Source organism: Pseudomonas sp. 10B238 (genome assembly GCF_000970615.1).
Lineage (GTDB): Bacteria > Pseudomonadota > Gammaproteobacteria > Pseudomonadales > Pseudomonadaceae > Stutzerimonas.
Genome location: NZ_KQ033939.1, coordinates 98,082 through 111,804, shown reverse-complemented (window position 1 = coordinate 111,804; position 13,723 = coordinate 98,082). Strand labels below are relative to the sequence as shown.

At 64.5% G+C, this 13,723-nt stretch carries 12 protein-coding genes; 5 read left to right on the top strand and 7 right to left on the bottom strand.

What is annotated here, in order from left to right; genetic code table 11:
• Positions 1-11 precede the first annotated feature (11 nt).
• The gene (locus tag RT21_RS18715) at positions 12-533 is read right to left on the bottom strand and encodes a diheme cytochrome c (protein ID WP_046163919.1); all 522 of its coding nucleotides are present in this window, start codon (positions 531-533) and stop codon (positions 12-14) included.
• A 9-nt stretch (positions 534-542) separates the two neighbouring features.
• Positions 543-950, bottom strand: coding sequence for a DUF1924 domain-containing protein (locus tag RT21_RS18710; protein WP_046163918.1), 408 nt, complete (start codon positions 948-950; stop codon positions 543-545).
• Positions 951-1,091: 141 nt separating this feature from the next.
• On the opposite strand from RT21_RS18710, the gene RT21_RS18705 reads away from it, so the two are divergent.
• The gene (locus tag RT21_RS18705) at positions 1,092-2,663 is read left to right on the top strand and encodes a 2Fe-2S iron-sulfur cluster-binding protein (protein WP_046163917.1); all 1,572 of its coding nucleotides are present in this window, start codon (positions 1,092-1,094) and stop codon (positions 2,661-2,663) included.
• Positions 2,664-2,828: 165 nt separating this feature from the next.
• Here RT21_RS18705 and RT21_RS18700 read toward each other — a convergent pair whose 3' ends face one another.
• From RT21_RS18700 to RT21_RS18690, 3 genes are all read right to left on the bottom strand, one after another.
• Positions 2,829-4,223 (bottom strand): MBL fold metallo-hydrolase, encoded by a 1,395-nt coding sequence (locus RT21_RS18700; RefSeq protein ID WP_046163916.1) that lies wholly within the window; start codon positions 4,221-4,223, stop codon positions 2,829-2,831.
• 69 nt (positions 4,224-4,292) lie between these two features.
• Entirely contained in the window at positions 4,293-5,381 is a 1,089-nt protein-coding gene (gene trmA, locus RT21_RS18695; protein WP_046163915.1) for a tRNA (uridine(54)-C5)-methyltransferase TrmA, read from the bottom strand.
• Positions 5,382-5,502: 121 nt separating this feature from the next.
• Complete coding sequence (locus tag RT21_RS18690; protein ID WP_046163914.1) at positions 5,503-6,798, bottom strand: NCS2 family permease; 1,296 nt, start codon at positions 6,796-6,798, stop codon at positions 5,503-5,505.
• Positions 6,799-7,155: 357 nt separating this feature from the next.
• Between RT21_RS18690 and RT21_RS18685 the strand changes: the two genes are divergently transcribed.
• The 4 genes from RT21_RS18685 to RT21_RS18670 all read left to right on the top strand — a co-directional run bounded on the left by RT21_RS18685 (position 7,156) and on the right by RT21_RS18670 (position 11,675).
• Entirely contained in the window at positions 7,156-7,758 is a 603-nt protein-coding gene (locus tag RT21_RS18685; protein WP_046163913.1) for a nucleotidyltransferase family protein, read from the top strand.
• Positions 7,759-7,957: 199 nt separating this feature from the next.
• Positions 7,958-8,491, top strand: a complete 534-nt coding sequence (locus RT21_RS18680; protein ID WP_046163912.1) for a (2Fe-2S)-binding protein — start codon at positions 7,958-7,960, stop codon at positions 8,489-8,491.
• The gene (locus tag RT21_RS18675) at positions 8,488-9,474 is read left to right on the top strand and encodes an FAD binding domain-containing protein (RefSeq protein ID WP_046163911.1); all 987 of its coding nucleotides are present in this window, start codon (positions 8,488-8,490) and stop codon (positions 9,472-9,474) included. The genes RT21_RS18680 and RT21_RS18675 overlap by 4 nt, the downstream gene beginning before the upstream one ends.
• Positions 9,471-11,675 (top strand): xanthine dehydrogenase family protein molybdopterin-binding subunit, encoded by a 2,205-nt coding sequence (locus tag RT21_RS18670; protein ID WP_046163910.1) that lies wholly within the window; start codon positions 9,471-9,473, stop codon positions 11,673-11,675. The genes RT21_RS18675 and RT21_RS18670 overlap by 4 nt, the downstream gene beginning before the upstream one ends.
• Positions 11,676-11,785: 110 nt before the next feature.
• Here RT21_RS18670 and RT21_RS18665 read toward each other — a convergent pair whose 3' ends face one another.
• A complete protein-coding gene (locus tag RT21_RS18665) occupies positions 11,786-13,012 on the bottom strand; it encodes an MFS transporter (protein ID WP_046163909.1) in 1,227 nt (408 codons plus the stop codon).
• A 280-nt stretch (positions 13,013-13,292) separates the two neighbouring features.
• Positions 13,293-13,682: a carboxymuconolactone decarboxylase family protein gene (locus RT21_RS18660; protein ID WP_046163908.1), complete on the bottom strand. Its 390-nt coding sequence runs from the start codon at positions 13,680-13,682 to the stop codon at positions 13,293-13,295.
• Positions 13,683-13,723: the final 41 nt, after the last annotated feature.

Below are 13,723 nucleotides of genomic sequence, written 5' to 3'. Positions count from 1 at the left end.
GAAACAGCCGCTTAGCGCGGAATCTTTACGCGGTCGTCATCGAAGTCACCGCGTTCGGCGTCGCGGTGGCAGGCCACGCAGTTGGCGCGACCGCCGACCGACTCGCGGGCAAACTTGGCTTCGCTGACCTCGTCATGCTTGCGCTCGAACCAGCGGGTCTGGCTGATGCGTGGCGGCTCGCCGGCGGTCGGCGACGGCTCGACCGGCAACCTGTTGCCCGCCGAGGCGCGCAGCAGGAATTCGAGGATCTCGCGCTCCTGTTCGGGGTCGAGCGTGGCATTGCTGCCGTAGTGCTCATCGAGGGTTTGCATCTGCCGGCGCCAGGCCTCGGCCGGCAGCAGGCCCGGTGCGTAGAGCATGTGACAGGCGGCGCATTCCTCCTTCCAAACCAGTGGTGCGTCGCTCGGAACCGACAGACGCTTGGGGCGCTTGTAGCGCTGGCGGTCGTGGTCGTCGTTGTCAGCGAAGCTGAGGCCGGCCAACGCCAGGGCAGAGGTCAGCCCGGCGACGGCAACGATGGAGGCGATCTTCATGGCGCACTCCTATTGGATGCTGTCGATCCAGCTGATGAAGTCGCCTTTTTCCTGCGCCGTGCATTCGCGGGCGAAGACGTCGTCGCAGTTGCGGCGGAACCACTTTTCGACCTTCTTAAGCTTGGTGAAACGCTCGGGATTGGTCGCTGGCGCCAGCGGCTCGACCTTGCGGTGAGCGGGCGTCTTGCCCGGCTGGCGTGGGTCGGCGGTGTGACAGGTGGTACAGCTCATGGTCTTGCCGTCGCGCTGCTCTTCGGCGAAGTACAGCGCCTTGCCGCGTTCGGCGGAAAAGCCGGCGAAGTTCGAATCCTGCTGACGGGCTTGCGCGGCGTAGCCGGCCAGCAGCGGATGTTCGGTTTCGGCCAGGACCGACAAACTCAGGCAGCAGGACAGGAGGATGATCCAGCGGGCTTTCATGGTGCGCTCTCCGGTTGGGAATGAGCGCAGCCTAGGCGCGCTGCCTTACGCCAAACTGAACATGGCCGCATGATGGCATTCAGCTTGGCTTCAGCTGCGGGGCATACAAGGGATGCATTCCCTATATCGAGGATTGCCACCGTGGCTGCCTTCAACCGCTTTCGCTTGTTCCACTGGCTACTGGCCGGTTTCTTCCTCGCGGTGTACCTGACTGGCGACGACGCCGAGTCGTTGCACCTCTGGCTGGGTTACGGCCTGGTGGTGCTGCTGGTGTGGCGTCTGCTGGTCGTGCCGCTGCGCCTGCGGGGCTTTCCAAAGTTGCTGCCGCCGAAGGGACAGCGGCGCAAGCCGGGCCTGTCGGCAATCGGCAAGTGGCTGACGGTAGGTGCGCTGGGCAGTTTCGCCATCGCCAGCCTGGTCGGCCTGGGCATGGCCGACAACGGCGACGTGCTGGCTGCGCTGCCCGGTGTGGGGCCAGAGGTGTTCGGTGCTGCCAGCGACATCGATTTCGTCGGCTGGATGGGGGATGCTGAAGAGGTGCACGAGTTTTTTGCCAACCTGGGGCTGGGGCTGATTGGCCTGCACGTCGGCTACGTGCTGCTGTTCCGTCGCAAGACGGTGTGGCCAATGCTGCGCGGCGTGTCCGCGTCGGGGCCGACTTCGACAGCGACACCGACTTCTGGCATGACCTCCCTGTCTGCGTCCCCGGCTCCGGCCACCGGCGAGTTCACTCGCCTGCAAATCGCCTCGCGTCAGGCCGAAACCGCCGATAGCTGCTCGTTCACCCTGCAGGTACCGGCCGCCCAGCGCGCACGCTTTGCCGCGCGGCCGGGGCAGTTCCTCACCTTGAAGGTGCGCTGTGGCGAAGAGCCGTTGCTGCGCTGCTACTCGCTGTCGCAACGGCCGGAGGGCAACGCTGCCCTACGCATCACCATCAAGCGGGTGCCCGGCGGCCGGGCGTCGAACTGGCTGCTGGACAACCTGCAGGTGGGCGACTGCATCGAGGCGCTGCCGCCGGCTGGCGTTTTCGTGCCGCGCAGTCTCGACTGCGACCTGCTGCTGCTCGGTGCCGGCAGCGGCATCACGCCGCTGATGGCGATTCTGCAGGCCGCGCTGGTCGAGGGTAATGGACGGGTGTGCCTGTTTTACGCCAGCCGCGACGCCGCGTCGCTGATCTTTGCCGAGGAGCTGACCGAGTTGTCCGCCCGCCATCCCGAACGCCTGCAGCTGCGCATTTGGCTCGATGCGGAACAGGGTGCGCCGAATGGCCCGGCCATCGCCGCGAAGATCGCAGGTTGGCCCGCCGCAGAGGCTTACATCTGCGGGCCGCAGCCGTTCATGGATGCTGCCAGTTCTGCGCTGAGCGAGCTGGGCGTAGAGGCTGCGCGCATCCATCTGGAGCGCTTCGGCGCGGCTGCGCCAGTGGCCACCTCGGGCGGCAAGCGCAGCCGCCTGCGGGTCGCTCTCGATGGCCGTCGCCACGAGCTGGATGTGCTGCGTGGCGAGGTACTGCTGGAGGCGATGGAGCAGGCTGGCCTGCAGCCACCGAGCGCCTGTCGCTCGGGTGTCTGCGCCGCGTGCAAGTGTCGCGTGGTCGAGGGCAGCGTAAGCATGCGCAGCAATCAGGTGCTGAGCGAAAGCGAGGTGCGTCAAGGCTGGGTCCTGGCTTGCCAGGCCGAACCGCGCAGCGCCGAACTGCAGGTGGAGTACTGAGGTGGAACAGGCCGTTGCTGTTTTCCCCTACGAATCGCCTAAAGTGGACGGGGCGTAGGGTGAATAACGGCGCAGCCTTAACCACCGACACGGTAGTGCCTTTGCACTTGGGTCGGGTGGAAAATCCGTTGGTTCTCAACCTTATGCAGATCGTGCCCAGCTGGCTCAGCGCTCCGCCACTGGCAGGTCGTCCTTGCGCCAAGCGATCCATGAACCCGGCACGTTGACTACCCGGCTGAACCCGTGGCGCTTGAGAATACTGGCGGCAATCGAGGCGCGATAACCGCTGCCGCAGTAGGTCGCCACGGTTCTGTCCTTATCCAGTTGATCCAGTCCTTCGGGCAGATGTGCGACGAAGGCATGCCTGGCGCCGGGCACGCGCCCTTGCCCGACCTCCTCGGGTGCACGCACGTCGAGTACCTGAACCTGCGGATCCTCGCGGCGACGGTTCAGCTCGTGCACCGTCCATTGGCCGACGCTGGCCAGGGGCAGGCCGGCGTTCTGCCAGTCGGTCATGCCGTTGCGCAGATAGCCTGCCACCCGATCGAGACCGATGCGGTACAGCTGCAGTGTCGCCTGGTGGACCTCGTGGCTGTCTTCGCCGATCAGGTAGATCGGCCGCTTGTCGTCGAGCATCCAGCCGGCCCAGCTGACGAACTCGTTGCGCAGCGCGATGTTCAACGCGCCCGGCACATGGCCACCGCCGAAGGCCAGGATCGAGCGCACATCTACCAGTTGCACGACACTGTGGTCGGCGGTGCGCTGGCGGAACTCCTCCGGTGCCAGCGGCGGCGGCAGCGCTGGTCCGCCGGTATTCATTGCTGGACGGGTGTTGAGCTTCTTCAGCCGCGCATAGTGGCGCGGCGGCTCGGGCATGCCGCTGAGCAGCCAGTCGATGAACTCGCCTTCGTTACGCCGCTGGTTGAGTGCCGGATTGAATAACAACTCGTTACCCAGGGTGGAGCGCCGGCGATCACCGATGGACTTGCCGCAGGCCGAGCCGGCGCCATGACACGGGTAGATCTCGATGCGTTCACCGAGGGGTAGGTAACGGGTGAACAGGGTGGCATAGAGCTGCGCGGCCAGTTGCCGGGTGCTGTCTTCGCCGAGCAGGTCGGGACGGCCGACGTCGAGGTTGAACAGGGTGTCGCCGGTAAACAGCGCGCACGGCTCATCGCCCTGCTGGCCGTCGCGCAGCAGCAGCGAGATGTGTTCTGGCGTGTGGCCTGGCGAGTAGATGATTTCCAGGCTGACCTGGCCGAGCTCCAGCACCTCGCCATCGGCAGCCTGGCGCAGCTCGAAACCGTAGTTCGGCGAGCAGCCACCGATGATCTCTGCGCCGCTGCGTTCGGCCAGCGCCTGGGCACCGGAGACGAAGTCAGCATGGATGTGGGTCTCGATGACGTAGCCGATGCGCAGGCCTTTTTCGCGGGCCAGGTCGAGGTAGATATCGATGTCGCGCCGCGGGTCGATCACCGCGGCGACCGCGGCCTTGCTGTCGCCCACCAGGTAGGAAATCTGCGCCAGGCCGTCGGTATAGATCGGCTCGAATATCAGCATGCTCGCTCCTCCGTAACGATTGATCGTCGCGGTTGGGACGCCGACAGCCGGTTCGGGTTCAGTACCCGCTCATTTGCGGACCAGCAGCACCCCGGATTCCATGTGATGGGTGTAGGGGAATTGGTCGAACAACGCGCAGCGCTCGATGCGGTGGGTGTCGTGCAGCTGGGCGATGTTCGCCGCGAGGGTTTCCGGGTTGCATGAAATGTAGAGGATGCGCTCGAAACGGCGGGTCAGCTCGCAGGTGTCCGGGTCCATGCCGGCGCGTGGCGGGTCGACGAAAACGCTGCCGAAGTTGTAGCTCTTCAGGTCGATGCCGGCTAGGCGGCGGAACGGGCGCACCTCGTTCAGCGCCTGGGTCAGCTCTTCAGCGGAGAGACGAACCAGGGTGACGTTGTCGATGCCGTTGTCGTCGAGGTTGGCCAGCGCCGCGTTCACCGAGGATTTACTGATCTCGGTGGCCAGCACTTTGGGTACGCGAGTCGCCAGCGGCAGAGTGAAGTTACCGTTACCGCAATAGAGTTCGAGTAGGTCGTCGTTTCGCTCGCCAAGGACGTCATGCGCCCAGTTCAGCATCTTCTGGCACACCTCGCCGTTGGGCTGGGTGAAAGCGCCTTCTGGCTGGCGATAGCTGAAGGTGCGGCCGGCAACGGTCAGTTGCTCAGTCACGTAGTCGCGACCAATGACGATGCGCTTGCCTTTGGAACGGCCGACGATGCTGGCGCCCAGCGCCTCGGCTAGCTTTTCTGCCTCCTGCTGCCAGGCATCGTCCAGCGGCCGGTGATAGGCGAGGGTGATCAGCGCATCGCCGGAGAGCGTGGTCAGGAACTCGACTTGGAATAGCTTGAAACTCAGGGTCTCGCTGGCTTGCCAGGCGGCCTTGAGCTGCGGCATCAGGTCGTTGATGCGACGGCTGGCGATGGGGAATTCGTCGATAAGAATGGGCGTGTGTTTGTCGCCCTGCTCGAACATCGCGTAGTGGCGTTGGCCGTCCTCGCGCCACAGGCGGAACTCGGTGCGAAGCCGGTAGTGTTCACGTGGCGAGTCAAAAACTTCCGGCGCGGGTGCGTCGAAGGGCGCCAGCAGTTCCACCAGCCGCGCGGCTTTCTCGGCGAGTTGGGCGTCGTAAGTGGCGGGGTCGAATTGCGGAGCGCTCATGAAGACTCTTGGAATGGTAGGTAAATCGTAGGGTGGATCGGGGCGCGCAGCTGACGCTTCATCCATCCACCGTAGCCGTATGAAGGGTGGATGAAAAAAGCGTCATCCACCCTACGGAACGTCAGCCGGCAAACCAGCCCAGCTTGACCACGAACAGGATCGAGAGGATCCACATCGCCGGGCTCAGCTCGCGCCAGCGGCCGGCGAGCAGCTTGATCGCGGTCCAGGCAATGAAGCCGAAGGCGATGCCGTTGGCGATGGAGAAGGTCAGCGGCATGGCCAGCGCGGCGATGGCCACCGGTGCGGCGACGGTGAGGTCGTCCCAATCGATGTTGGCGAGGCTGCTCATCATCAGCACGGCGACGAACAACAGCGCCGGTGCGGTCGCGTAGGCGGGCACGGCACCGGCCAGCGGCGCGAAGAACAGGCTGAGCAGGAACAGCAGCGCCACCACACAGGCGGTCAGCCCGGTGCGGCCCCCAGCGCTGATGCCGGCTGCCGATTCGATGTAGCTGGTGGTGGTCGAGGTGCCGAGGGCGGCGCCAGCCATGGTCGCGGTGCTGTCAGCCAGCAGCGCGCGGCCGAGGCGAGGCATGCGACCGTCCTTGTCCAACAGGTTGGCTTTCTGGGCGACACCGATGAGGGTGCCGGAGGTGTCAAACAGGTCGACGAAGAGGAAAGCGAAGATGACGCTGAGTAGACCAATGTCCAGCGCGCCCATGATGTCCAGCTGCATGAAGGTCGGCACCAGCGAAGGCGGCATCGACACCACGCCGTTGAGCTCGGAAAGGCCCAGCAGGATCGACAACCCGGTCACCACCAGAATGCCGATCATCACGGCACCGGTGACCTTGCGATAAGCCAGCGCGGCGATCAGGAAGAAGCCGAGGCAGGCCAGCAGCGGGCCGCCGGCTGTGAGATCACCCAGGCCCACCAGCGTGGCCGGGTTGTCGACGACGATGCCGGCATTTTTCAGCGCGATGATTGCCAGGAACAGGCCGATACCCGCCGCGATGCCCGAACGCAGCGCCAGCGGAATGCTGTGGATGATCCACTCGCGGATCTTGAAGATCGACAGCAGGAAGAAGATTGCGCCCGACAGGAACACCGCACCCAGCGCGGTCTGCCAGGTGTAACCCATGGTCAGCACTACGGTGTAGGTGAAGAAGGCGTTCAGGCCCATGCCCGGTGCCAAGGCGATCGGGTAGTTGGCAACCAGGCCCATGATCGCCGAGCCGATGGCAGCGGCCAGGCACGTGGCGACGAAGACCGCGCCGTGATCCATGCCGGTTTCAGCGAGGATGCTCGGGTTGACGAAGAGGATGTAGGCCATCGTCAGGAAGGTGGTGAGACCGGCCAGGATCTCGGTGCGCAGCGTGGTGTTGTGCGCCTTGAGTTGGAACAGCTTCTCCAGCATGGTGATTCCTCTTCTTGCCGGTCTTTCGTGCGGTTGGGGTACAGCAAAGCTTATCCGGGCGAAGCCCGCAAAAAGCGGGGCATCTTACACCGTCGCTCGAGCGGGTTGAATTTCCATTCGGTGACTTGTGAGTTCTGCTTTTCACGGTTGGATCGCGCCGGCCTGTACCCAGCACCGGGCGAGATTGTGAAGCCGGCGCGCAACGGTTGTACTCGCGACGGGTCTGTGTGACTAACGGCCCGATTGGCCCCGTTCTGCGAGGAGGGAAGATGACCGAACACCAGACCGACCGACGGCTGGGCGGAAGCCACAGGCGCTTAGGCAAGCCCGGCTCGCTGCGCATGAGAGAACACCCGCATGGTTGAACCCGTACGCGGTGTATGCGCGCTGGTGCTGGCGGCTGGGCAGGGCAGCCGTTACCGCGAGCATGCCGATCAGGACAAACTGCTCGCCCCCTGCAATCGCACGCCTGATGCCCCGCCCGTGCTGGCGGCAACGCTTGGTGCGCTGTGCGGGGTCGCCGAGCGGCTGGTCGTCGTGACCCGTGACGACAACAGCGAGCTGCTTGCCTGGCTTGGGCAGCAGGCTGACCGGTACGGTGCCGAGGTGCTCGCCGTGCACACGCAGGGGTTGGGCCACAGCCTGGCGCAGGCGGTCAGGCAGTTCCCGAGCGACAAAGGCTGGCTGGTCGCGCTCGGCGACATGCCTTATGTGCGGCCCGCCACCTTCCGTCGCATCGCTGAGCAGATCGAGCCACCGCGCCTGGTGGTTGCAAGCCATCAGGGGCAGCGCGGCCATCCTCGAGGGATCGGTCGCGACCACGCGTTGCAGGTGATGTCGCTGGACGGTGAGCGCGGTGCTCAGGCGCTGTTTTCGAGTGGTGCCGCCTGGGAAGTCGAGGTCGATGACTCCGGCGTGTTGCAGGACATTGATCGCCCCGATGATCGACGCAACAGCTGACCGGCTGTAGCTCCCTGCCGGTGGGGCGCCCCGGCGGCTCTATAGCGCACCTTGCATGCCATGTGTGCGCTCGGCTGAACGATTTTTCCGCGTGGGCAGTCGTACTTCCTAGGCGCACGGAAAGCGCATCGAATGCCTGAGGTCTTCGGCGATCCTGCATAGAACAGGCACCCGAAGCCCCCCAAACCGTGAGGCTGCTATGAGCGAAACGTCTTCCGCCCCAGGTGGGATTACCGCCTGTTCCATTTCCCTCCAACTGAACGGCCAACGTCGTGAAGTCGAGGTCTATCCCTGGACCACCCTGCTTGATCTGCTGCGTGAGCAACTGCACCTGACCGGCACCAAGAAAGGCTGTGACCACGGCCAGTGTGGCGCCTGTACCGTGTTGCTCAACGGCAAGCGGATCAATAGCTGCCTGACCCTCGCCGTGATGCACGACGGCGCAGAGCTGACCACCATCGAAGGGCTGGCGCAGGGCGAGGAACTGCACCCGATGCAGGCCGCCTTCGTCAAACACGACGCCTTCCAGTGCGGCTATTGCACGCCCGGGCAGATCTGCTCCGCTGTGGGCATGATCGCCGAAGGACGGGCAGAAACCCGTGATGATCTGCGCGAACAGATGAGTGGCAATGTCTGCCGTTGCGGCGCCTACCCGAACATTGTCGCCGCCATCGAGGACGCTACGGCGGACACTCGCGAACGCCTGGCCGGTGCGAAGGAGGTGACGCCATGAACCCCTTCAGCTATGCACGCCCAAGCAGCGTCGAGGAAGCCATCGGTCAATTCCGGCCGGACAGCCGCTACATTGCCGGTGGCACCAACCTGCTGGACCTGATGAAGGAAAACGTTACGCGTCCTTCCCAGCTGATCGACATTACCCAGCTACCACTGGCCGACATCGAAGAGACGGCGGATGGTGGCCTGCGCATTGGTGCGCTGGTGAGCAACGCGGACCTGGCCTGGCATCCGCTGGTGGAAGCACGCTATCCGCTGCTGTCACAAGCGATCCTGGCCGGCGCCTCGCCGCAGCTGCGCAACATGGCCACCACAGGCGGCAATCTGCTGCAGCGCACCCGTTGCTACTACTTCTACGACAGCACCACGCCGTGCAACAAGCGTGAACCGGGCACTGGCTGCTCGGCGCGCGATGGGCTCAATCGCATCCACGCGATTCTCGGCCACAGCGACGCCTGCATCGCCGTCCATCCCTCCGACATGTGCGTGGCGATGGCAGCACTAGAGGCAGTGGTGCATGTGCAAGGGCAACGGGGCGAGCGGCGCATTCCCATGGCCGACTTTCACCGCTTGCCGGGCCATACACCCGAGCAGGACAACACCCTGGTCGATGGCGAGCTGATTACTGCGGTCGAGTTGCCGCCCCAAGACTTCTCCGCACACAGCAGCTACCTCAAGCTGCGAGATCGTGCGTCCTATGCGTTCGCTCTGGTTTCGGTCGCCGCTGCACTGGAGATGGACGGCGACAGCATTCGCAGTGCCCGTATCGCCATGGGCGGGGTGGCACACAAGCCCTGGCGCAAAGCCGAAGCCGAGGCGGCGCTGGTCGGCAAAACGGCTGACGAGGCCGCGTTCACGACCGCTGCGGACATCCTGCTCGAGGGAGCCAGTGGCTTCGAACACAACGCCTTCAAGATCGAACTCGGCCGTCGCGCCATCGTTCGCGCCCTGACCGACGCCGCCAGAGGAGCCGCCCAATGAAACCAGCCAACTCCCCGTTCGGGCAGCCGCTTAACCGAGTCGATGGCCCACTGAAAGTCACGGGACAGGCCCAGTACGCCGGTGAGTTCGATGTGCCCGGCCTGCTCTACGGCAGCGTAGTCAACAGCAGCATCGCGCGTGGCCGAATCATCAGCATTGATGCCAGCGCGGCCGAAGCAGTGCCTGGCGTGGTGCTGGTACTGACCCACCAGAACCGTCCGCCCATTGCCAGCTATGACGAGCCCTACGAGGACGACGATGCTGCCGATGGCTCGCCGTTCCGGCCGCTGTTCAATGACCGTATTCTCTACAGCGGCCAGCCGATCGCGCTGGTGGTGGCGGAAAACCTCGAACTGGCCCGCTACGCCGGCAGCCTGGTGCGCGTCGAATACGAGCGCGAGCCCCATCACACCGACCTGCTCAGCGAGCTGGAAACCATGCACAAGGCGCCGGCCGACCTGCCGGAGCCGCGCGGCGATGTGGACAGCGCCCTGGCCAGCGCGCAATTCAAGGTCGAAGTGCAGTACACCACGCCGGTCGAGCACCACAATCCGATGGAGCCGCATGCCTCGACCGTTCACTACTTTCCCGAAGGCAACCTGGAGATCTACGACAAGACCCAGGGCGTGCAGAACTGCATGCGCTATCTGGAAGGCGTGTTCGACATGGAGGGCAAGATCCGCATCCTCTCGCCGTTTGTCGGCGGTGCCTTCGGTTCCGGATTGCGTCCTCAGTACCAGCTGACGCTGGCGGTGATGGCGGCGCTCAAGCTCAAACGCTCGGTGCGCGTCACCCTCAAGCGCCAGCAGATGTTCACCTTTGGCTATCGTCCGCGCACCGTGCAGCGGCTGTCGATCGGCGCAAACGCCAGCGGAGAACTGCAGGCCATCACCCACCAGGCGATCGGTCAGACCTCCAGCTTCGAGGATTTCACCGAGCATGAGGTCGAGTGGTCCGGGATGCTTTACAAGTGCCCGAACGCAAGGCTCGACTACCAACTGGTGCCGCTGGACGTATACACGCCGCTGGATATGCGAGCACCGGGCGCGACCATTGGCGTCTACGCCCTGGAAAGCGCGATGGACGAACTGGCCTACGCGGCGAACGTCGATCCGCTGCAGTTACGCCTGACCAACTATTCCGAGCGCAACGCCAACGAGGACAAGCCCTATTCGAGCAAGGAGCTGCGCCAGTGCTACGAGCAGGGCGCCGAGCGCTTCGGCTGGTCACGCCGCTCGATGGCGCCGCGCTCCATGCGCGACGGCAACCAGCTGATCGGCTGGGGCATGGCTACCGGGGTGTGGGAGGCGATGCAGATGCCGGCCGCCGCCAAGGCGTGCCTGGAGCCAGACGGACGGCTGGTGGTCAGCAGCGCCACCTCCGACATCGGCACTGGCACCTACACGGTGATGACCCAAATCGCGGCGGCGGCCATGGGCCTGCCGATGGAGCAGGTCGAGTTTCGCCTGGGTGATTCGAACCTGTCGCAGGCGCCGCTGGAAGGCGGCTCCTTCACGGTGTCGTCCGTCGGGACAGCCGTGCAACAGTCGTGTGAGGGACTGCAGGCCAAATTACTCGATGCCGCTCAGCAGTCGCCGGTATCGCCGTTCACCGGGGCCAAGCTGGAGGATGTGGAGTTCGTCGACGGCCAGATGCGCTTGAAGACCTCGCCCGAGCAGCGGGTCGAGCTGGCGAAGATCGTCTCCGCCAGCGGCGTGCTCGAAGCGGAAGTCAGCGCCAAGCCGGGCGAGAAACGCAACGAGTATTCAATCTCCACGCACTCGGCGATATTCGTCGAGGTGCGGGTGGACGAATCGCTGGGCACGGTAAAGGTGAGTCGCGTGGTCAGTGCTGTGGCCGCCGGGCGTGTGGTCAATCCGAAGACCGCGGGTAACCAGATCGCCGGTGGTGTGGTCTGGGGCATCGGGCAGGCGCTGCATGAGGAAACCATGATCGACCACAACCTCGGTCGTTACATGAACCACAACCTGTCCGAGTACCACGTCCCGATCAATGCCGATATCAACGACATCGACGTATTCTTCGTCGAGGAGAAGGACGAAATCGTCAACGCGCTGGGCTCCAAGGGCGTGGGTGAGATCGGCATCGTGGGGGTGGCGGCGGCGGTGGGTAACGCCATCTACCACGCCACCGGCAAGCGGGTGCGTGATTTGCCGATTACCTTGGACAAGGTCTTGTAACCGGCCGGATGCGTGGAAAAGGCGTTGCCGTTTTCCACCCTACGGATGCGCGACTGTCGAGTGTGCAGGAGTAGGGTGGAAGACGCGCGACGCGTCTTCCACCGAGCCCGCTAATCCAGATCCCGATGCAACTGGTCGCGATTGGCCAGCGTCGGGAACAGCTTCATCCAGGTACCGGTGATGATCAGCGTTCCGACGCCACCGATCACCACAGCCGGCACGGTGCCGAACCAGTGAGCCGTCAGGCCGGACTCGAACTCGCCGAGCTGGTTGGACGCGCCGATAAACAGACCATTGACCGCACTCACCCGGCCGCGCATGGCGTCCGGCGTTTCCAGCTGCACGAACGCGCCGCGGATCACCATGCTGATCATATCCGCCGCGCCCAGCACCACCAGCACACCCATCGAAAGCCAGAATGAAGTCGACAGGCCGAAGGCGATGGTTGCCAGGCCGAACACCCCGACGGCGGCGAACATGACCCGGCCGACCCTTTTGTTGATGGGATAGCGCGCCAGCCACAGCGACATCAGCAGCGCACCCACCGCCGGTGCTGAGCGCAACAGCCCTAGGCCCCAGGGGCCGGTGAGCAGGATGTCCTTGGCGAACACCGGCAACAGTGCCGTGGCGCCACCGAGCAGCACGGCAAACATATCCAGGGAAATGGCGCCGAGAATGTCCGGCCGGCTGCGGATGAAGCGCATACCCGCGAGCAGGTTGTCCATCGCCGGGCCGGTTTGCTTGGGCGGCGCCGGGCGTTTCGGCAGGCTCAGCATCAGGCTACAGGCCAGGGCGAACAGCAGCGCCACCGGGCCATAGACCCACAGCGGGCCGATGGCGAACAGCAGCCCGCCGAGTGCGGGCGCGACGATGGTGGCTGTCTGCATGGCGGACGATGAAGCCGCGACCGCAGCGGGAAACAACTGGGTCGGCACAAGGCTGGGCAATAACGCCTGGGTCGCCGGCCCCTCGAACGCCCGCGCCGTGCCCAGCAGGAACGCAAGGACAAAGATCATTTCGCGCGTCACCCCCAGCCCACCGGCGCCAAGCACCAGCGACAGGGCGATCAGCCCTTGCAAGCCCTGACACAGCGCCGCCACTCTTCGACGGTCGAAGCGGTCAGCGACATGGCCGGTCCAGAGAATGAACAGCAGGCGAGGGAAGAATTCGGCCAGGCCCACGAGACCGAGGTCGAGCACGCTGCCGGTCAGCTCGTACATGTGCCAGCCGATGGCGACCGCCAGCATCTGGAAGCCGCTGGCGGTGAACACGCGGGCGAACCAGAACTTGATGAAGGGGCGTTGGTGACGCAGCAGGAGTTTGGTGTGTGTGGACATCAGGTCGAGGTGCAGGGTGGGCAGTGAGCCAGATTAGCATTCAGTCGCGGTGGCGCTTTGAGGGAATCTGCCTGTTGAAAACCGCGCAAGGAGGACGAGCGGGGTTTTGCTTTGGCCCGCCAGCAGTCGAAACAGGTTGCTCTGGTGGGCTGAAGCGCACCCTACGTAGAACATCATGCGTTGGCTTTCCCCCGTAGGGTGGGCTTTAGCCCACGGTGGACGCGTGTTGGTATCTGTGGCGGGCCGGGTTCACCGTGCGTACGCGATCAGGCGTCGGGCTTCATTCGGGCAACAACCCGCGCTCTGCAAACACCACCTTGGCGGTCGCCATGCCGTTCAATGCTGCAGGAAAGCCGGCATAAACGGCCATTTGGATGATTACCTCGACGATCTGCTCCGGCGTGCAGCCGACGTTCAATGCGCCATGGATATGCACCGCTAATTGCGGCTGGCAATGTCCCAGTGCCGTTAGCGCCGCGACGGTCGCAAGCTCACGCTGTGGCAGGTCGAGGCCAGGGCGCTGGTAGATATCGCCGAAGGGAAACTCGATGACGTAGCGGGCCAGGTCCGGTGCGATGGCTTGCAGGCTGTCGATGACCTTTCGGCCGGCCTCACCGTCGATCTCTTCGAGTTTGGCCAGGCCTTCGGTGTAGCGGGTGGATGCGGACATGGAGCGTTCCTCTTGATTGGGAAGAGGAAAGCCTGAGGGTT